We start from the raw sequence: 18,356 nt of genomic DNA, 5'->3' as shown, positions 1-18,356 counted from the left end.
TTCTATATTTTTATAGGAAAAATGAATAAGGAGAAATGGCCAAATTAAATCCTGTTTACAAAATGAAATAATTCAGAAGTAAACCTTATTTAATGGTACAATAGAAAAAGAAATTAGAGAGAAAAAGGAGCGTATTTATGTCTATTTTAGTATTAGGTGGCGCAGGCTACATTGGCTCACATGCCGTTGATCAATTAATTTCAAAAGGATATGCCGTTGTGGTTGTTGATAATTTATTAACGGGGCATCGTTCAGCCGTTCATGAACAAGCGACTTTCTATGAAGGCGATATTCGTGATAAAGCTTTTTTACGTAGTGTCTTTGAAAAGGAATCAATTGAAGGGGTGTTGCACTTTGCGGCCAATTCTTTAGTAGGAGAATCCGTGGAGAAACCGTTAATGTATTTCAATAACAATGTTCACGGCACTCAAATTGCCTTGGAAGTCATGCAAGAATTTGGAGTGAAACATATTGTTTTTTCTTCCACAGCGGCCACTTATGGCGAATCAAAAGCAATGCCTATTACAGAAGAAACCCCAACGAATCCTAAAAATCCGTATGGGGAAAGTAAATTAATGATGGAAAAAATCATGAAATGGTGCGACAACGCTTATGGAATGAAATATGTTGCTTTGCGTTATTTTAATGTTGCGGGAGCAAAAAAAGATGCCTCAATTGGTGAGGATCACACGCCAGAAACGCATATTGTGCCAATTATTTTACAAGTGGCATTAGGCCAACGAGCAGAGCTAAGTATTTTTGGGGATGATTATGATACACCAGATGGCACGTGCATTCGAGATTATGTTTATATTGAAGACTTGATTGCAGCACATATTTTGGCTTTAGAATACTTGAAAAATGGCGGTGAAAGTGACGTCTTTAACCTGGGTAGCAACAACGGCTATTCTGTTAAAGAAATGTTAGATGCTGCTCGCGAAGTGACAGGTCAAGAAATTCCTGCGACAATCGCCCCACGCCGAGCAGGGGATCCTAGTACGTTAATTGCTTCTAGTGAAAAAGCCAAACGAGTTTTAGGCTGGCAACCAGAAGTAACTGAGGTCAAGGACATTATCGCTACCGCTTGGCAATGGCATCAAGCTCATCCACATGGATATCAAGAAAAGTAATAGGAGGAATGAATCGATGACCACGAGTCAAATGATTGCCGATTTTACCACACTTGCTATTCAAGCAGGTGGTTGGATGGAATTGGATCGCTTATATCTTCAGAACCGTTTATTATCAATGATTGGTGAACAAGAATTAGGCGAAGTAGACATACGGCCTGTGGCAACACCCGCCGCTGATTTGGCGGAACAATTGTGTCAAATTGCGAGTGCCAACCAACTTGTAAAAACAGAGCAACAAAAAGAACAGTTCATGGTGCAATTGATGGATTTGTTAACACCGCCACCTTCTGTGGTTAATGCTTTTTTTGCACAACATTATGCTAAAGAGCCACAAGAGGCTACCGAGTATTTTTACCAACTTTGTCAAAAAAACGGTACGGTCATTGAACAGGAAAAACCTGTTGTTTTTTCAACAGTCTATGGTGATTTTTTAGCAAATAAGGTCCACAGTGAGGCGCCAAAAGCAACGCTCTCTGCACAAAACTATCCCCGCTGTGAATGGTGCATGGCAACAGAAGGCTACCAGGGAAGTCAGCAATTTCCTGCGACTACGAACCATCGAGTGATTCGAATGAACTTAGATGGCGAAAGCTGGGGGTTTTCCTTTGTAAAACAGGCACAATATCAGCAACAAGGTGTGATTGCGTTTGAAAAACATCAGGCAGCGAAACGTTCAGTTAAGACTTTTCAGCAATTGTTGAAAATTGTTGAGGTCTTTTCTCATTATTTTGCTGGGATTGATGCTGACTTTGAACAAAATGAGCATGTCTATTATCAAACGGGTTTGCAACAATTTCCATTAGCCGAAGCGAGCATTTCAGAATATGTTGAGTTAGCTAACTATCCTTTAATCAACGCAGGAATGGTGAATTGGCCAGTTGCGACATTTCGCCTAGAGGGACCGAATGCGTCAGAAGTTGCCCAAGCCGCAAATGATATTTTTGAGCAGTGGCAAACGCTGAAACTGCCAACGGATGAGATACAAATCGTTGCACGACGAAAAGAACTTTTATATGTCATGGACTTAATTTTTAGTCGACCTCAAGCAAAGCCTTCGTTAACGTTAGCAGAAGTCCAAGGTTTAACGACTTGGAGCAACCAGAAAACGCAGGCACTTGAAACGGTCGCTTCAGCGTATCAACAGCGACTAAAAGAAGCCAGTGCGTTTGCAGAAACAAGTGAAGGAAAAGCGGCTTTTTTAGCAATGGTTGCACCAGTGACTCGTTAAAAGAAAAAAGATGCCGAATGACTAAAAATCACGTATAATAGATAAGAATGAAAAATAAGGGAGGGTAAAAAATGGCTTATCAAGCACTTTATCGGGTCTGGCGTTCACAACGTTTCGATGACGTAGTAGGACAAAAAGCAATTACTCAGACACTGAAAAATGCGATAGTGCAAAAGAAAACATCTCATGCCTATTTATTTACTGGCCCTCGTGGTACAGGTAAAACCAGTGCCGCAAAAATTTTCGCTAAAGCGATTAACTGTAAACATAGTCAAGATGGTGAACCTTGTAATGTTTGTGAAACCTGTGTAGCCATTACGGAAGGTCGTTTAAATGATGTCATTGAAATTGATGCGGCGAGTAATAATGGCGTGGAAGAAATCCGTGATATTCGTGATAAAGCAAAGTATGCACCGACACAAGCCGAGTACAAAGTTTATATTATTGATGAAGTTCATATGCTATCAACAGGCGCGTTCAATGCACTTTTAAAAACCTTGGAAGAACCACCACAAAATGTTATTTTTATCTTAGCAACGACTGAACCACACAAGATTCCGTTAACGATTATCTCACGGACGCAACGCTTTGATTTTAAGCGAATTAGTACGCAAGATATCGTCGATCATATGGCCCATATCATGCAGGAAATGGCTCTCGATTATGAGGAACAAGCCCTTTATGTGATTGGGCGTGCTGCGGAAGGTGGGATGCGAGATGCCTTGAGTATCTTGGATCAAACGATTTCATTTAGTGATGAAAAAGTAACACTGGAAGATGCAATGCAAGTGACAGGCAGCCTAACCTATGAAATGATGGATCATTATATTCGGTGTTGTGTCGCTGGTGATGTTGAACGAGCATTAGAAGGCTTGGAAAGTATTTTAGGCGAAGGCAAAGAAGCGCGCCGTTTCTTAGAAGATTTGTTATTATATTGTCGAGATTTGCTGATGTATCAGCAAGCACCGAAGTTATTAGCAGAAAAAGCAGGAACTTTGACAGAAGCATTTAAGGAACTAGCTACACAAACGCCTGCTGAAAAAATCTACCAACTAATCCAAATTTTAAGTGACACACAAAATGAAATCCGCTTTACCAACAATGCGAATATCTATCTGGAAGTAGCCACTGTCAAATTGGCTAAAACGGTGCAACCCAATAAACACAACACGCCAGAAACAACTAATCAAGGTGGTAGTGCAGAGGGAAATCCAGAATTAGCAGATTTGCAAAATCAAATCGGGCAACTGAAGAAAGAACTGGCTGAATTAAAGAAACACGGTGTAGCTGCCAAAGAAGCAGATGCGCCACGTCAACAAGCACGACCACAAGCGCCAAAAAGTTCGTTCCGCGTACCCACAGAACGCGTATATCAAGTCCTAAACGAAGCGACTAGAACACATTTAATGAATGTGAAAAATGTCTGGGAAGACTTACTGCAAACATTATCTGTGACTCAACGAGCGATGCTCAAAGCTAGTGAACCTGTCGCAGCGAGTCCTAAGGGCATCGTGGTGGCATTTGACTATGAGATTGTTTGTGCTCGTGCAACAGATGATGAAGAGATGCAGTTAGCTTTCAATAATAATTTAAGCCGTTTGATGGACTATACACCAGAGATGGTCTGCATTACTAGAGAAAGCTGGCCAAAACTAAGACAAAGTTTTATTAACCAAAATCAGGGCAGTTTGAATCATTCTGAACCTGAAAATGAAATGGCTCGTCTAGCGGACGAACCGCCTGTAACAAATGAACATTCACAAGAAAATCCAGTAGTAGATGAAGCAATCGCTATGTTTGGTGAAGAGCTTGTCGAAGTACTAGATGATTAATACGAAGGAGTAGAGGAATTATGATGCGAGGAATGGGCAACATGCAAGGCATGATGAAACAAGTACAAAAAATGCAAAAAGAAATGGCTAAAGCGCAAGAAGCGCTAAATGAAAAAGAATTTATCGGTGAGGCAACCAATCAACTTGTGACAGCGACATTTACTGGTGATCGCACAATGAAAGATTTGACCATTAAAGAAGACGTGGTTGATCCTGAAGACGTTGATATGTTACAAGATTTAGTCATTATGGCTGTCAACGATGCGTTAGTAAAAATTGAAAAAGAAACTGAAGCAACTTTAGGTAAATACACCAAAGGAATGCCGGGATTCTAAAAAATAAGACAAACGAAAGTATGAAAAACGTCATGCCCAAAAAATCGAACTTTTTGGGCATGACGTTTTTTCTATTTTTGAGGGAAAACTCTTTGGCAATTTTAGTAGTCGCTTCCAAAAAACTATGCTATACTAAAGCCAATTGAAGAGAAACATTTGGGGTGCTATTAGCTGAGATTATACCCATGGAACCTGAAACAGTTAGGACTGGCGCAGGGAAATGTCTTGAAATTTTGACCGATTATTGCACCCAACTACGTTTATTTGTGGTTGGGTTTTTCTGTCTTTTTCAGTCGCGCCTCCTTTTGCTTCTCGCAGAAAGGAGTTTTTTTACGTGGAAAAAAATCGAATCCACAGAGTTACGTTACTAGCTTTAATGATTGCGATGGACGTCGTATTATCGCCGTTAATGCGAATTGAGGGAATGGCCCCTATGTCCAGTGTCATGAACATTATTGCCGGAGTTTTATTAGGTCCTCTTTATGGAACGCTCATGGCACTTGTCTGCGGCTTAATCCGTATGACATTCTTAGGTATTCCGCCATTAGCGTTAACAGGTGCCGTCTTTGGCGCGTTTTTTGCTGGTTTATTTTATCAATGGGGACAAAAATTAGGCTGGTCGATGCTAGGGGAAATTTTTGGGACAGGCATCATTGGCTCGTTATTGTCCTATCCTGTAATGGTTTGGTTTACTGGCAGTAAGCAGAATTTTTATTGGTTCATTTATACACCACGATTTATTGGTGCCACACTGATTGGTTCAGTGATTGCTTGGCTTGTCTTAGTAAAACTGAAAGAAACTCGGGTATTTAAACAAACACAGGAATTATTTTTAGGAGGGTACTTTTATGAAAACAAGCGTTAAGTTTGAAACGATTTTTCCACTGACAACGGCACCATTAATTCAGTGCATTACGAATGAAATTACGTGTGAGTCTATGGCGAATGCATTACTTTATATTGATGCTAAGCCCATTATGGCAGATGATCCCCGGGAATTTCCGCAGTTGTTTCAGCAAACCAGTGCCTTGGTTTTGAATTTAGGCCATTTATCACAAGAACGAGAGCAAAGCTTGTTAGCAGCTAGTGATTATGCTCGGCAAGTGACTAAACCGACCGTGGTCGATTTAGTCGGGTATGGCGCCAGTGATATTCGGAGTGAAGTCGGGGAAAAGCTGGTGCACAATCAGCCAACCGTTGTGAAAGGGAATCTTTCAGAAATGCGGACTTTTTGCCAGTTGGTGAGTCATGGCCGAGGAGTGGATGGCAGCCCTTTGGATCAAAGTGAAGAAGCAATTGAGGAGCTGATTCAAGCTTTACGTCAACAAACACAAAAGTTTCCCCAGACGGTATTTTTAGCAACAGGGATTCAAGATGTTTTGGTTAGCCAAGAGCAAGTGATTGTCTTACAAAATGGCGTTCCTGAGTTGGATTGTTTCACTGGCACGGGCGATTTAGTCGGCGCATTAGTTGCCGCTTTATTAGGTGAAGGCAACGCGCCAATGACTGCGGCAGTAGCCGCAGTGAGCTATTTTAATCTTTGCGGAGAAAAAGCCAAGACTAAGAGCCAAGGGCTGGCCGATTTTCGCCAAAATACGTTAAATCAGTTATCTCTTTTAATGAAGGAGAAGGATTGGTTTGAGGCGGTGAAAGGACGAGTGCTATGAGAGAGCAATTGAAAGTTTATTTGGTGACAGGCCGGTATGATTTTAGTGATACTGAATTTTTAAAACGAATTGAAACTGCTTGTCGCAGTGGAGTGACATTGGTCCAACTGCGCGAAAAGGAAGTGTCAACACGGCGCTTTTACGAATTAGCAGTGAAAGTTAAAGTGGTAACAGATGCGTATCAGATTCCGTTGATTATTAATGATCGTGTCGATATTTGCTTGGCAGTGGATGCAGCAGGTGTGCATATAGGGGATGATGAATTACCGGTTGCTCTTGTGCGAAAACTGGTTGGGTCCACAAAAATCGTAGGTGTTTCAGCCAAAACGGTGGCACGAGGAGTTGAAGCGGAAAACGAGGGCGCCGATTATTTAGGCGTGGGCGCAATTTTCCCCACAACGACTAAGGACAGTCCGTTAACTTCTTTGCAGACACTTTCTGAAATTGCCCCAGCAGTCACGATTCCTGTTGTAGCGATTGGTGGAATCAAAGAAGAAAATATAGAACAACTTATGGGAACGGGAGTGGCTGGTGTTTCACTGGTCAGTGAAATTATGCTGGCTGAACAGATAACCGAGAAAGTTCAAGGGTTGATGCGTGTAACGGAGCGAATGTTGGAGGCGAGAAAATGACCGAATATAATTTGACACCACAAGTAGTCACGATTGCTGGTTCTGATTCTGGTGGGGGAGCTGGCATGCAAGCAGATTTAAAAACATTTCAAGCACGGCAGGCATTTGGCTTAAATATTGTCATTGCATTGACGGCACAAAATACGTATGGCGTACAAGATAGCTTACCGATTCCTAGTTCATTTATTGATGCACAATTTCAATCACTGGCGGCTGATTTTAAAATTGGGGCAGCGAAAACGGGGATGTTAGCAGATAGTGAGCGTGTCGAAGCTGTCGTTCGTAATTTACAGAAAGTTGATTTTGGTCCGTTGATTGTCGATCCTGTAATGGTGGCTAAAGGTGGACATCATTTGTTAGAAGCCGAGGCAGTTCAAACAATTAAAGAGCAACTGTTGCCACTAGCAGCGGTCGTGACACCTAATTTACCAGAAGCGGAAGTTTTACTAGAGACGACCATCAAGACAGAGCAAGAAATGCAGACCGCAGCAAAAAAATTACAACAATTGGGCACAAAAAATATTATTATGAAAGGCGGGCATAGCACAAATCAACAAGCGGCTGATTATGTGTTAATGGAAGACGGTTCGAGCTTTTGGCTAAGTGCACCACGAATTGTAACGAAAAATACTCATGGAACAGGAGATACTTTTTCAGCGTGTATCGCAGCCGAATTAGCAAAAGGTACGCCGTTAGAAGCGGCGATTGTGATTGGCAAACAGTTTATACAAGGGGCCATTAGCCAAGCAATTTCTGTTGGACATGGTCACGGACCTACTAATCATTGGGCCCAATTAACGCAAGATATTCAAGTTATTAAAGCATAAGAAGAGCCTGGGGAAAAATCATTTTAGATTTTTCCCCAGGCTCTTAAATAGCTTAAAGCTCTTTTTTGATATAGTTTATAAACGTTTTGTTCACTAATCTTCACATTTTAAATAAATTTCTTGGCCTTGTTCTTGCAAATGAGCCACGTGGGATTCTCCCCAATTACATAAGTTATCTAAGACAGCAGAGAGGCTTTGACCATAATCGCTTAAATAATATTCGACTTTTGGTGGAACTTGGTTGTAAACTTTCCGCTCGATAATGTTGTCTTCTTCGAGTTCCCGTAATTGTTGTGTCAGCATTTTTTGACTAATGCCAGTAATACCGCGTTTTAAATCGCTGGGGCGCATGGCGCCGTGCCGTAAATTACACAGAATAATTGGTTTCCATTTACCGCCAATAACATCCATCGTTGCTTCGACACCAATCGCATATGTACGAGTTTCCAAAAAACATTCCTCCTTAATAGGTTGATAATAAACAAAAGTTACTAAAAGGTACTTATGATACAAAAAAGTAGGTACTTATCAAAAATTCAATCTTAGTATATAGTAATTTTTGTTGAAATTCAAATTTTTTTTAGGAGGAAGAGAATGGAAAAGAAAATTTCACCAAATTTAACGCTCTTTGCATTAGCTATCAATGCTTTCGCAATCGGTTCAACAGAATTTATTAGTGTGGGTTTATTACCAATGATTGTTAAAAGTTTTCATATTAGTCTTTCCCAAGCAGGTTTGACTGTTTCTTTGTACGCTTTAGGTGTGACGATTGGGGCGCCGTTATTAACAATTTTGACAGGAAAATGGAATCGTCGCTCATTAATGCTGGGGATTATGCTTCTTTTCATTAGTGGGAATTTAATTGCTGCGTTTGCGCCAACGTTTATTATTTTATTGGTAGGGCGGATACTTTCTGCATTGGCGCATGGCATTTTCATGTCTGTTTCGACTGTCATCGCCGCAGATGTTGTGCCGCCATCACGTCGTGCCAGCGCCATTGCTATTATGTTTACGAGCTTAACGGTTGCAACAGTGACTGGCGTACCTTTAGGGACGTTTATTGGGCAACAAACAGCTTGGCATATGTCCTTTCTTTTTATAGCCAGTATTGGCTTGGTGGGACTGATTGCTAGTTATTTTTTAGTTCCCAAAAATTTACCGATACCAGGGAAGGTTGACTTAAAAGGAATCACGCGGATTTTTACGAACAAACCCCTCGTTTTCTCTTTTCTAATTACTGCTTTTGGGTATGGTGGAACGTTTGCTGCATATACGTACTTGTCACCGTTATTGGAAAATTTAGGCTTTTCAGCCAACGCGGTAGTGATTATTTTAGTTGTTTATGGCGTAATGGTCGCAATTGGCAATACAGTAGGTGGTCACTGGGCAAATAAAAAACCTTTAGATTCGTTAGTAAAAATGTTTAGCTTATTAATTCTGTCCTTAGTCTTTTTATTCATTACTGTTTTAATGGATAACAGTCTTCTAGGCTTATTAGGAAGTTTGATGTTGGGTCTATTTGCCTTTATGAATGTACCTGGTTTACAACTATATGTTGTAGAATTAGCGGAAAAGTATGTTCCAGAAGATATCACTTTGGCCTCAGCTTTTAATATTGCAGCCTTTAATATTGGGATTACCGTTGGCTCAATGACAGGTGGGGTAGTCACAGATCATTTATCAGTAACATATACACCGATTTTTGGTGGCTTTATCGTGTTGATTGCCGTCTTGTTCGTACTATATATTCGGAAGCAAGAAGCATAAAAAAACAACTATCTTTAGAAAACTAAAAAAAGCAACTGGGCACTACGGAACGGACCAGCTGCTTTTTTTTAAGCTTTTTTGCGGAAATAATTCCAGCAAGCAATTAAAACAATTACTAATAAGGTTAACAAGAAAATCAGAGAAATGAGTGAGCCCATCGTTGTCCCCTGAGCAAAATTATCTGCGTGGTCTTGAGCGATATTAATAATCGTCGCTACAATGGCCGTCGCAATAGCGCCAGAAAATTGTTGAAGTGTATTAAATAACGTATTACCGTCGCCAAAATCTTTCTCCTCTAACAAGCTCATACCAGTCGTCATCATATTACTGTATGCAAAACCTAGACCAATCATATAGGTAACATGTCCAGCGACGAATCCTAATAAAACAGGCATCTCTAGTAAAATTGTTAAAGCTAGCCAACCGATTGTCGCCAAACTTAAGCCAAATAATATAGGTTTTTTAGCGCCGTATTGATCCAACACTCGTCCAGAAAGTGGTGCCAAAATGGCCCCGACTGTAGCGCCTGGCAGCATGACTAGCCCAGCTACAAACGCATTTTTTCCAAGGACGATTTGAACAAAGTTTGGTAAGACAAAGGAAATACCTAACAATAAGAATTGACAAACTAAAAAGCCACATAAAAATAAAACGAAGGTGGGATTTTTTAAAATTGTCAAACGAACTAGTGGCTGTTCAGCGGTCGTTGCTCGTTTATAAAAAATAACAAAGCCAATAACGGCTGCCAGAAGTGAAAGCCAGCCAAACAATGTGCCAATTTTACTTAAAAACATCAACAAACCACTAAATAACAGGGCAATACCAATTAAACTAACCAAATCAAGAGTGGTGGTTTTTTTAACAGGTATTTCTGGAATAGCCGATAATCCCATAAACAAAGAAAGTAGTAAAATAGGAATTAAGAATAAAAAGATGGCGTGCCAAGACAGGGAAGATGTTAAGATTCCACCGTACGTTGGACCAATGGCTGGAGCAATTGAAGTGGTCAATGTGCCTACCCCCATCATCGTTCCTCGTTTTTCCAGCGGGGTAAAGTTCAAAATAATATGAAACATCAGTGGCAAAGCAATCCCAGTGCTAGCCCCTTGGAAGAGTCGGCCTAATAACAAGATACTGAAAGATGGCGAATAGACATCAATTGCTAAACCAATCAAAAAGAAAAGATTCGCAACGATAAATAAGCGTCTTAGCGAATAGGTTTTTAATAAATAATTGGATAAGGGCACCATGATAGAAATAACTAATAAATAAATCGTTGTCACCCACTGCACGGTACCGGTGGAAACACCCAATTCCTTTGTTAATGTCGGAAAAGTTACATTCATTGCTGTTTCAATTAATACGCCAGCAAAAGACATAATTCCTGTCGCTAAAACGGCAGGGAATAATCGTACGTTTTTTTGTTCCATTTAATCACCTCTATAGTTTTCATTTTTTCGTAAAAAAATAGAAGCAGTTTCTATAAGAATAGAAACCGCCTCTCTCTCGACACGCAATTTGCGTGTTATCTGTACGATTTGTTTACATGTTGCATTGTAAACACTTTTTAGGCAATCGTCAAGCAGAAAATAATTAACGTTGCATGAAGAAACTAATAATTGCAAAAATAGCAATGTGAGCTGGATAGAAAATATAAAAGAAATTCCGCATGCCACGGCCTTTTTCACCATTATAAAGAACAATTGGAATCGCTGCTAAAATCATCATCCATTGGTGGTTCACCCCGAATAGTTCTTGGAAATTATAGCTGGCTGCTGAAATCAACGCAACAACGCCAATTGCTGAAATTTGTAACCACTTTTTGCCATGGAATAAATAAAAAGCCACGGCCAAGAGAACAAATAAAAACCCACCTTCTGTCATCATTAGTGATGGCACAATCAGATTGAAAATTTGGAAACCAATTAAGATAGCAGGGTTGCTTAATATGTCTGGAGAACTAAAAACAACGAGAGGTAGAGCACTGATTAATAAAGGCACAATAAACCAAAGAAGCCCTTTACCAATTTGTTTTTGTTTAAAATAGTCCATAGACTGCATGTAGACCGTACCTAAAAATAACGTCCCAAAAATATTATTGATAATTAAGCCACCTGTTGAAAAATACGCATTTAAAATGCCGTTCAGAATCCCCATAATCCAGAAGCCTAACAACAACCGGAACATGTATTTTCGCCGATTGCTTGTGTGAATGAAGCCTTCAGAACTTTCAAATAAGAAAATAGGTGCAGCAATTCGTCCAATCCATCCGAACCAACCAGGCACGCCTAAAAAACTAAAAAATTGCAATAGGTGGTCAAAGACCATTGAAATAACCCCAATGACTTTCAAATGAAAGCCAGTTAATGTTTTACCCATAGTATAAACGCCTCTCTTTCATAAAGAACAATATAACAAAGTTCAGAAAAACCAACCATTTATTTGCCTAACAGTTATCTTACAAAATTGTTTGATTTCTTCAGCTTTTGATGAAAGAAAAAAGTGCCAAGACTAGTTTTTATAATTATTCTATGCTATAGTAAAAGTACATTTTAATAAAAAACATTTGGGGTGCTGTTATGGCTGAGATGATACCCATTGAACCTGATGCAGTTAGTACTGTCGCAGGGAAATGCCGATTTACTTTGATTTTTCACGCACTCATTCTGTCCTAGGATGAGTGTGTTTTCTTTTATCAGGGTTTATTTAAGTCACTCCTTTTGCTTTTTGTTAAGAGAAAGGAGTTTTTTTATTGAAAAAATGGTCATTGCAACAAGTCGTCTTACTCGCTTTTTTAGCCTTTTTGTTTGGCGGTGTTTTTATGGGGGCAGGGTTCCTCTATGCGTTATTGAATGCTGCGCTGTTACCATTAGGACTGAGTCCATTTGCCAATGAGCTTTTATTTGGAATGTGGACCATGGTGGCACCAATTGCAGCGATGCTGATTCCACGAGCGGGAAGTGCTGTTTTGGCGGAAGTTTTAGCCGCTTTGGCAGAAATGCTTTATGGTTCGTATTTCGGACCTAGTGTATTAATTTCTGGTGTGATTCAAGGCCTAGGTAGTGAAAGTGGCTTTTTTGTGACACGCTACAAACGGTACGATACACTAACGTTATTTTATAGTGCGATTGGGACGACTATTTTTAGTTATGTGTATGAATACTTTAAGTTTGGTTATGGCAATTACGGTCTGGGGATGAACATTGCTTTAATTAGCGTTCGGTTCGTTTCCATTTGTTTCTTTGGTATTTTCTTAACGAAAGTTATTTTACGAATGTATCAGTCTGCGCAAGGGTTAGCTGTGAAGGCAAAATGAATAGTATCCAATTAAAAGCTGTGTCCTTTTCACGAGAACAACCCTTGTTTGAAAAGACAAATTTAGCAATTCCTCAAGGAACGTTTTCCTTATTAATTGGCGATAGTGGTAGTGGAAAATCAACGCTCTTACGATTGATTGCCGGATTTGCTCCGCTTGATTACCAAGGAGAAATTTTGATTGAAGGAATGGAGCGCCGACAATTATCAACTCGTGAAAAGGCGCAAAAAATTGGCATGCTGTTTCAAAACCCCAGTCAACAATTTACAATGAAAACCTTGGAACGAGAACTGATTTTTGCTTTAGAAAATCTAGGAATCCCGCCTGAAGAAATGAACCGAAAAATCCAAACAGCGCTTCAACTTGTTCAGACTCAAACCTTATTCACACGAGAATTAGCGACGTTATCTGGTGGTGAAAAACAAAAAGCGGCGTTGACAGTTCTGCTAGCAATGAACCCAGATATTCTTTTATTAGATGAACCTTTTGCAAGCATTGATCCAACCTCTCGAAAACAATTTATTCAAATTTTAGCAAGACTCCATCAAGCAGGCAAAACGATTTTGGTGTGCGACCACGATTTCAGCGATTACGCTGATGTTGTGGACCAAGTCGTCACGTTGAAAAATGGCCAGTTTGAAAAGCAACCGTTGACGTTTATCAAAACAAAACCGCAGACATTTCAACTGACAAATTCTGTGGTAAAACAACCAATGCTCCAATTGAAAAATTTTCGTTTGTCTCAGGGAAAACGAGTGCTACTTGAAGAAAAAGAAGCGCTTTTTTTTAAAGGAATTACCACGTTGACGGGGCCAAATGGGGCGGGGAAATCCACCTTATTAAAAGCCATCGTTCAGAGACAAAAATATCAAGGAAAAATGTTCTTGGCGGGCCGTCGCTTGCGGGCTTCAAAAAAATTGTATCAACACATGACATTAGCGGTGCAACAAGCCAATCGTCAGTTTGTCACGTTGACTTTACGAGAAGAGCTTTTGTTTGGTCAGAACATGACAGCAGAAAAAAGAAGAAAACAAGAGGAAGCCTTAACTTTTTTAGGTTTAAAAGAAAAACTAGAGCACAGTGTTTTTCAACTAAGTGAAGGGCAAAAAAAGATGGTGCAATTAATTAGTTTGCTGAGCTTAGATTTGGACTGTTTACTTTTAGATGAACCTTTTGCTGGATTAGATGAGCGAGCATGCAATTATTTTGTTGAATGGATCAAAGAAAAAAGTGCGCAACAAGATTTTCTAATCGTCACGCATCGGCTAGAACCTCTCTCTGGCGTGAGCAATTACCGAATAGAATTGCTGCAGCAACAATTGATTATCTGGCAGGAGGGAACCACATGCAAATAAAGCAAACAAATGCAGCAATTTATGCTTCTTTGATTCTTATTTTGACCTTTGAATTATCTTTTTCTCAGTCAATTTTGGCAAATTTGGCGGTTTTTATGGGTTGTGTCATTTTTTTAATAGGCCAGCGAAAATCCCGCTTACTGCTTTGGTTATTTTTCTTGCCACTTTTACCAGCAATCGGGACGTTTTGGTCTATTTATTTGCATGGTACGAGTAGTCAACAAGCCTGGCTTTTGTTTAGTCGAACGTATGCCTTTGCTGGTTTAGGACTAGCTTTTGCTGTAGGCGTTGATTTTGAAGAATTATTGTTGTTATTGGAACAAAAGGGGCTAGCACCGAACTTTGTTTATGGAATTTTAGTGGTGGTTCACGCCTTACCGGAAGTGAAAAGAGAAATTAATGATTTAAAAGAAGCAAGCCTACTCCGTGGCAAAACGTTTCATTTTTGGTCGCCGATGCTTTATGTTAAAACACTGCTCGTTGCTGTTTCTTGGCGAGATAAATATACTGAAGCAATGTCTGCCCATGGCTATGAAGAAGGAGCCACCAGAAGTCGAAAAGAGCATTTTGTGTCAGCAAAAGTCAGTCTGGGGCTTGCTATTTTGATCATCATTTTTACCAATTTGTTTATTTTTCTAACGTAAAGGAGAAACCTATGACATTTACAGAACAAGCCAAAGATCAAGCGCAAGCTTCTTGGCAAGGAAGTTTTCAGCATCCTTTTATCACAGAGTTACATGAAGGAACCTTGAGTCCAACGATTTTTCGCTACTATTTAATTCAAGATCATTACTATTTAAAACACTTTAGTCAACTTTATCGCTTGATTGCGGCACAAACGCAACAACCTCGATTGAAAAAATTACTCTTAACAAATGCGGAAAATCTCGCGTTGGGCGAATTAGCTATTCGTGAAACTTTTTTTGAAGAACTAGCAATTACGGAAGAAGAAGTTGCAGCGACACCGATTGCACCAACCGCTTATCACTATGTTTCTCATATGTATCGCCAACTTATTGAAGGAACGCCTAAGACGGCCGCAGCAAGTATGTTGCCTTGTTCTTGGCTCTATCAAGAAATTGGTGCACAGTTAGTCAAACAACACTCACCAGAGCCACTGTACCAACGTTGGATTGAAACCTATGCTGGGGAGGAAGCGTACCAACACGTCCAAGAGGAACGCCAACTGTTAGACCAATTATATGAAGAAAGTTCACCACAAGAACAAGCAGCTATGATCACCGCTTTTGTTATCAGCAGTGAGATGGAATACGCTTTTTGGGAAATGGCCTATACACACGAAACCTGGATTGGTTAATACAAAAACAAGTCGTTTAGTGCTCGTAACTAACGACTTGTTTTTGTATTAGAAAGCAGTAATTGTCAGTTGCTTTTTTGACAGGGCGTGATAAGATATTCAGTGACGCAAAATCTGTTGTAACTCGCTCAGTAATAACAGAAACGCCTTGCTAAGAAAGGACTGTAGAAGCCTCATGAATTATCCAGAACCGATTGCAAAATTGATTGAAAGTTATATGAAATTACCAGGAATTGGTCAAAAAACAGCGACACGGCTTGCTTTTTATACAATTGATATGAAAGAAGAAGATGCTAATGCTTTTGCAAAAGCGCTAATTAGTGTCAAGAGAGATCTCCATTTCTGTAGTATTTGCGGAAATATTACTGAAGAAGATCCTTGTGAAATTTGCCAAGATAAAAATCGTAACCGTAGTATTATTTTAGTAGTGGAAGAACCAAAAGACGTTATGGCAATGGAAAAAATGCGTGAATATCAAGGCTTGTATCACGTACTCCACGGGGTGCTTTCACCGATGGAAGGAACAGGACCAGAAGATATTAATATTGCCTCTTTGATCAAACGATTGCACGATGATGAAGTGAAAGAGGTCATTATAGCAACCAACGCTACCACTGAAGGAGAAGCGACGGCGATGTATTTATCACGGCTCATTAAACCAGCTGGAATCACCGTTACTCGTTTGGCACACGGCTTGTCTGTCGGCAGCGATATTGAATATGCAGACGAAATAACCTTGCTAAAAGCAGTCGAAGGACGTCGAGAAATTTAAAAGAAACATCGTTGGAAAAAGAGGTTGAAATCGAAGTAGGTCGTTTCTGTGAGAAAATGTCGCAGTTCAAGTTTTTCAGTACTTCTTTTTCAGTTTCTTTTTTTCAGCGGATGCATCACTTTAAATAGGACATAAGGATTTCAATTAGACTGATAGAGCAAGATGAAGTATAATAGATACAAGTAAAAATTGATTGGAGTTTTCGCACGTGCAGGGTATTTTTATCACATTTGAAGGTCCAGATGGCGCTGGCAAAACCAGTGTTTTGAAGGAAGTTTCTGAAAGATTAGCTAAAGAGTCAAAACGAAAAATTGTCACCACAAGAGAACCAGGCGGCATACCGATTGCCGAAAAGATTCGAACAGTTATTTTAGATCCAAGAAATGACAGAATGGATGAGCGAACAGAAGCTTTACTTTACGCAGCTGCTCGTCGTCAACATTTAGTGGAAAAAATCTTGCCAGCTTTGGAAGCGGGTCATTTAGTCCTATGTGATCGTTTTGTTGACAGCTCATTAGCCTACCAAGGCGCTGGGCGTAGAATTGGGATTGCACCAATTGCTTCAATTAATGCGTTTGCGACAGAAGGTGTCTCACCAGATTTTACAATTTATTTAGACGTTGACTCAGATACTGGCTTACGGCGGATTCAAGAAAATCGAACACAGCAAATTGATCGCTTAGATTCAGAAGGATTAGAATTTCATCAACGTGTTCGTCATGAATATTTGAAATTAGCAGAAGAAAATCCACAACGTATCAAAAAGATTGATGCACGGATGAGTTTAGAACTTGTCGTAGAAGCAACGTATCAGGCGATTATTGAACGTTATCCAGAAAACTTTTAATTATAGGAAGGTGTAGACCATGAAGATTATTTTAGCCATTGTACAAGACAAAGATAGTAACCGATTAGCCAACGAATTTATTGATGCCAATATTCGTGCTACAAAATTATCCTCAACAGGTGGATTCTTAAAAGCGGGAAACAGCACATTTATTATTGGGATTGATGATGAACGTGTCGACGAAACATTAGCTTTAATTAAAGAAACATGTCAATCAAGAAAACAATATGTTTCAACACCTGTGACTTTAGATATCACAATGGATGGCCAAATTCCTTATCCTGTGGAAGTTGAAGTAGGCGGCGCTACTTGCTTCGTCTTACCAGTTGAAGGATTCCATCAATATTAAGATGAATGAAGCACAACAGCTACAGCAAATGCAACCTTTGCTGTACAAGCAACTCCAAAAAAGTTTTGAGCATGGTCGTCTTGCCCATGCTTATCTTTTTGAAGGAGATACAGGAACTGGAAAACAAGAATTTGGCTTATGGATGGCGAAACATGTCTTTTGTACGAATTTAGTAAATCAACAGCCTTGTAACGAATGCCATAATTGTGTGCGGATTAATGAAAATGAACATCCAGATGTTTTAAGAATTGCGCCAGATGGGCAAACCATCAAAGTGAACCAAATCCGTGAATTAAAAGCGGAGTTTTCTAAAAGTGGGGTCGAGACTGCTAAAAAAGTTTTCTTAATTCAAGAAGCAGATAAAATGAGTACCGGCGCAGCCAATAGTCTCTTAAAATTTTTAGAAGAACCAGAAGGACAAATTTTAGCTATTTTAGAAACCACTTCGCTTTCTCGAATTTTACCAACGATTCAATCACGATGCCAAACCTTACATTTTCAACCATTAGTCAAAAAAACATTAATTGATCGCTTAATCAAACAGGGGATTGGTGAAAAGACTGCAACCCTTTTAGCTGAGCTGACAAATAGTTTTGAGAAAGCAGTTGAAATCTCTCAAGATGAATGGTTTAATGAAGCTAGGGAAATCATTTTGCAATGGTTTAATTATCTAAAAAGTAATGATTTACAGGCATTTATCTACGTTCAGAAGAAAATGGTCAAAGTATTTAAGGAAAAAGAACAACAAGCGCTTAGCTTTGACTTGCTCATGGTTTATTACCGTCAATTATTGGAAGAAAGTGTTGCGACACAGCAAGCCAAAAAAGTAACGGAAGAGCAGGCGGAACGGTTGGCGCTAATTTTGAAAGCACGCCAAAAATGGACTGCCAATGTTAGTTGGCAAAATGTTTGTGAACAATTAGTTATCCAAATGATTCACCCTAAATCATAAAGGAAAAAAGTGCCAAGTGGCATTCA

The 18,356-nt window shown here is 39.6% G+C and carries 20 protein-coding genes and 2 riboswitches; of the genes, 17 read left to right on the top strand and 3 right to left on the bottom strand.

What is annotated here, in order from left to right:
- Positions 1-137 precede the first annotated feature (137 nt).
- From galE to thiD, 8 genes are all read left to right on the top strand, one after another.
- Positions 138-1,130, top strand: coding sequence for a UDP-glucose 4-epimerase GalE (galE, locus tag IGK70_RS11340; protein ID WP_104874338.1), 993 nt, complete (start codon positions 138-140; stop codon positions 1,128-1,130).
- Positions 1,111-2,361: a UDP-glucose--hexose-1-phosphate uridylyltransferase gene (locus IGK70_RS11335; RefSeq protein ID WP_162783029.1), complete on the top strand. Its 1,251-nt coding sequence runs from the start codon at positions 1,111-1,113 to the stop codon at positions 2,359-2,361. Before galE ends, IGK70_RS11335 begins: the two co-directional genes overlap by 20 nt.
- A gap of 71 nt (positions 2,362-2,432) precedes the next feature.
- A complete protein-coding gene (gene dnaX, locus IGK70_RS11330; protein ID WP_010712779.1) occupies positions 2,433-4,193 on the top strand; it encodes a DNA polymerase III subunit gamma/tau in 1,761 nt (586 codons plus the stop codon).
- A gap of 20 nt (positions 4,194-4,213) precedes the next feature.
- Positions 4,214-4,528, top strand: coding sequence for a YbaB/EbfC family nucleoid-associated protein (locus IGK70_RS11325; protein ID WP_002382484.1), 315 nt, complete (start codon positions 4,214-4,216; stop codon positions 4,526-4,528).
- A gap of 147 nt (positions 4,529-4,675) precedes the next feature.
- A riboswitch (TPP riboswitch) is annotated at positions 4,676-4,764 on the top strand.
- A 140-nt stretch (positions 4,765-4,904) separates the two neighbouring features.
- Positions 4,905-5,393 (top strand): energy coupling factor transporter S component ThiW, encoded by a 489-nt coding sequence (gene thiW, locus IGK70_RS11320; RefSeq protein WP_002356342.1) that lies wholly within the window; start codon positions 4,905-4,907, stop codon positions 5,391-5,393.
- Entirely contained in the window at positions 5,377-6,195 is an 819-nt protein-coding gene (locus IGK70_RS11315) for a hydroxyethylthiazole kinase (RefSeq protein ID WP_002368793.1), read from the top strand. Before thiW ends, IGK70_RS11315 begins: the two co-directional genes overlap by 17 nt.
- Complete coding sequence (gene thiE / locus IGK70_RS11310; protein WP_220421691.1) at positions 6,192-6,827, top strand: thiamine phosphate synthase; 636 nt, start codon at positions 6,192-6,194, stop codon at positions 6,825-6,827. Before IGK70_RS11315 ends, thiE begins: the two co-directional genes overlap by 4 nt.
- The gene (thiD, locus tag IGK70_RS11305; RefSeq protein WP_104855892.1) at positions 6,824-7,654 is read left to right on the top strand and encodes a bifunctional hydroxymethylpyrimidine kinase/phosphomethylpyrimidine kinase; all 831 of its coding nucleotides are present in this window, start codon (positions 6,824-6,826) and stop codon (positions 7,652-7,654) included. The genes thiE and thiD overlap by 4 nt, the downstream gene beginning before the upstream one ends.
- A 93-nt stretch (positions 7,655-7,747) precedes the next feature.
- Here thiD and IGK70_RS11300 read toward each other — a convergent pair whose 3' ends face one another.
- Positions 7,748-8,104 (bottom strand): winged helix-turn-helix transcriptional regulator, encoded by a 357-nt coding sequence (locus tag IGK70_RS11300; RefSeq protein ID WP_002356348.1) that lies wholly within the window; start codon positions 8,102-8,104, stop codon positions 7,748-7,750.
- A 144-nt stretch (positions 8,105-8,248) separates the two neighbouring features.
- Here IGK70_RS11300 and IGK70_RS11295 point away from each other — a divergent pair, with 144 nt between their 5' ends.
- Entirely contained in the window at positions 8,249-9,421 is a 1,173-nt protein-coding gene (locus IGK70_RS11295) for an MFS transporter (RefSeq protein WP_220421693.1), read from the top strand.
- Between the two features lie 68 nt (positions 9,422-9,489).
- Here the strand turns inward: IGK70_RS11295 and IGK70_RS11290 are convergent, their stop codons facing one another.
- Together IGK70_RS11290 and IGK70_RS11285 are read right to left on the bottom strand one after the other, a co-directional pair.
- Positions 9,490-10,851: an MFS transporter gene (locus tag IGK70_RS11290; RefSeq protein ID WP_438775261.1), complete on the bottom strand. Its 1,362-nt coding sequence runs from the start codon at positions 10,849-10,851 to the stop codon at positions 9,490-9,492.
- A gap of 163 nt (positions 10,852-11,014) precedes the next feature.
- Positions 11,015-11,800, bottom strand: a complete 786-nt coding sequence (locus IGK70_RS11285) for a TraX family protein (RefSeq protein WP_002356353.1) — start codon at positions 11,798-11,800, stop codon at positions 11,015-11,017.
- A gap of 178 nt (positions 11,801-11,978) precedes the next feature.
- A riboswitch (TPP riboswitch) is annotated at positions 11,979-12,069 on the top strand.
- Between the two features lie 104 nt (positions 12,070-12,173).
- Between IGK70_RS11285 and IGK70_RS11280 the strand changes: the two genes are divergently transcribed.
- The 8 genes from IGK70_RS11280 to holB all read left to right on the top strand — a co-directional run bounded on the left by IGK70_RS11280 (position 12,174) and on the right by holB (position 18,330).
- A complete protein-coding gene (locus IGK70_RS11280; RefSeq protein ID WP_002359429.1) occupies positions 12,174-12,737 on the top strand; it encodes an ECF transporter S component in 564 nt (187 codons plus the stop codon).
- Positions 12,734-14,092 (top strand): ABC transporter ATP-binding protein, encoded by a 1,359-nt coding sequence (locus tag IGK70_RS11275; protein WP_049095896.1) that lies wholly within the window; start codon positions 12,734-12,736, stop codon positions 14,090-14,092. The genes IGK70_RS11280 and IGK70_RS11275 overlap by 4 nt, the downstream gene beginning before the upstream one ends.
- Positions 14,083-14,736, top strand: coding sequence for a CbiQ family ECF transporter T component (locus tag IGK70_RS11270; protein WP_002362491.1), 654 nt, complete (start codon positions 14,083-14,085; stop codon positions 14,734-14,736). The genes IGK70_RS11275 and IGK70_RS11270 overlap by 10 nt, the downstream gene beginning before the upstream one ends.
- 11 nt (positions 14,737-14,747) lie before the next feature.
- A complete protein-coding gene (gene tenA / locus IGK70_RS11265) occupies positions 14,748-15,410 on the top strand; it encodes a thiaminase II (protein ID WP_002379778.1) in 663 nt (220 codons plus the stop codon).
- 175 nt (positions 15,411-15,585) lie between these two features.
- Positions 15,586-16,182, top strand: coding sequence for a recombination mediator RecR (gene recR, locus IGK70_RS11260; protein WP_010823927.1), 597 nt, complete (start codon positions 15,586-15,588; stop codon positions 16,180-16,182).
- Positions 16,183-16,390: 208 nt separating this feature from the next.
- Positions 16,391-17,029: a dTMP kinase gene (gene tmk / locus IGK70_RS11255; RefSeq protein WP_002356366.1), complete on the top strand. Its 639-nt coding sequence runs from the start codon at positions 16,391-16,393 to the stop codon at positions 17,027-17,029.
- 19 nt (positions 17,030-17,048) lie between these two features.
- On the top strand, positions 17,049-17,378 hold the full coding sequence (locus IGK70_RS11250; RefSeq protein WP_002356367.1) for a cyclic-di-AMP receptor: 330 nt from the start codon (positions 17,049-17,051) through the stop codon (positions 17,376-17,378).
- A 1-nt stretch (position 17,379) separates the two neighbouring features.
- Positions 17,380-18,330 (top strand): DNA polymerase III subunit delta', encoded by a 951-nt coding sequence (gene holB / locus IGK70_RS11245; protein ID WP_002384059.1) that lies wholly within the window; start codon positions 17,380-17,382, stop codon positions 18,328-18,330.
- The last annotated feature ends 26 nt before the right edge of the window (positions 18,331-18,356 follow it).

The organism is Enterococcus sp. DIV0358 (assembly GCF_051713465.1).
GTDB lineage: Bacteria > Bacillota > Bacilli > Lactobacillales > Enterococcaceae > Enterococcus > Enterococcus faecalis.
Note: the sequence above shows the minus strand (reverse complement) of the source record. Positions and strands in the feature narration are given on the sequence as shown.

Bases quoted from the DNA above. Each gene is read 5' to 3' on its own strand.
- galE (WP_104874338.1), top strand. From the start codon at position 138: ATGTCTATTTTAGTATTAGGTGGCGCAGGCTACATTGGCTCACATGCC.
- IGK70_RS11335 (WP_162783029.1), top strand. From the start codon at position 1,111: ATGGATATCAAGAAAAGTAATAGGAGGAATGAATCGATGACCACGAGT.
- dnaX (WP_010712779.1), top strand. From the start codon at position 2,433: ATGGCTTATCAAGCACTTTATCGGGTCTGGCGTTCACAACGTTTCGAT.
- IGK70_RS11325 (WP_002382484.1), top strand. From the start codon at position 4,214: ATGATGCGAGGAATGGGCAACATGCAAGGCATGATGAAACAAGTACAA.
- thiW (WP_002356342.1), top strand. From the start codon at position 4,905: ATGATTGCGATGGACGTCGTATTATCGCCGTTAATGCGAATTGAGGGA.
- IGK70_RS11315 (WP_002368793.1), top strand. From the start codon at position 5,377: ATGAAAACAAGCGTTAAGTTTGAAACGATTTTTCCACTGACAACGGCA.
- thiE (WP_220421691.1), top strand. From the start codon at position 6,192: ATGAGAGAGCAATTGAAAGTTTATTTGGTGACAGGCCGGTATGATTTT.
- thiD (WP_104855892.1), top strand. From the start codon at position 6,824: ATGACCGAATATAATTTGACACCACAAGTAGTCACGATTGCTGGTTCT.
- IGK70_RS11295 (WP_220421693.1), top strand. From the start codon at position 8,249: ATGGAAAAGAAAATTTCACCAAATTTAACGCTCTTTGCATTAGCTATC.
- IGK70_RS11290 (WP_438775261.1), bottom strand. From the start codon at position 10,851: ATGGAACAAAAAAACGTACGATTATTCCCTGCCGTTTTAGCGACAGGA.
- IGK70_RS11285 (WP_002356353.1), bottom strand. From the start codon at position 11,800: ATGGGTAAAACATTAACTGGCTTTCATTTGAAAGTCATTGGGGTTATT.
- IGK70_RS11275 (WP_049095896.1), top strand. From the start codon at position 12,734: ATGAATAGTATCCAATTAAAAGCTGTGTCCTTTTCACGAGAACAACCC.
- IGK70_RS11270 (WP_002362491.1), top strand. From the start codon at position 14,083: ATGCAAATAAAGCAAACAAATGCAGCAATTTATGCTTCTTTGATTCTT.
- tenA (WP_002379778.1), top strand. From the start codon at position 14,748: ATGACATTTACAGAACAAGCCAAAGATCAAGCGCAAGCTTCTTGGCAA.
- recR (WP_010823927.1), top strand. From the start codon at position 15,586: ATGAATTATCCAGAACCGATTGCAAAATTGATTGAAAGTTATATGAAA.
- IGK70_RS11250 (WP_002356367.1), top strand. From the start codon at position 17,049: ATGAAGATTATTTTAGCCATTGTACAAGACAAAGATAGTAACCGATTA.
- holB (WP_002384059.1), top strand. From the start codon at position 17,380: ATGAATGAAGCACAACAGCTACAGCAAATGCAACCTTTGCTGTACAAG.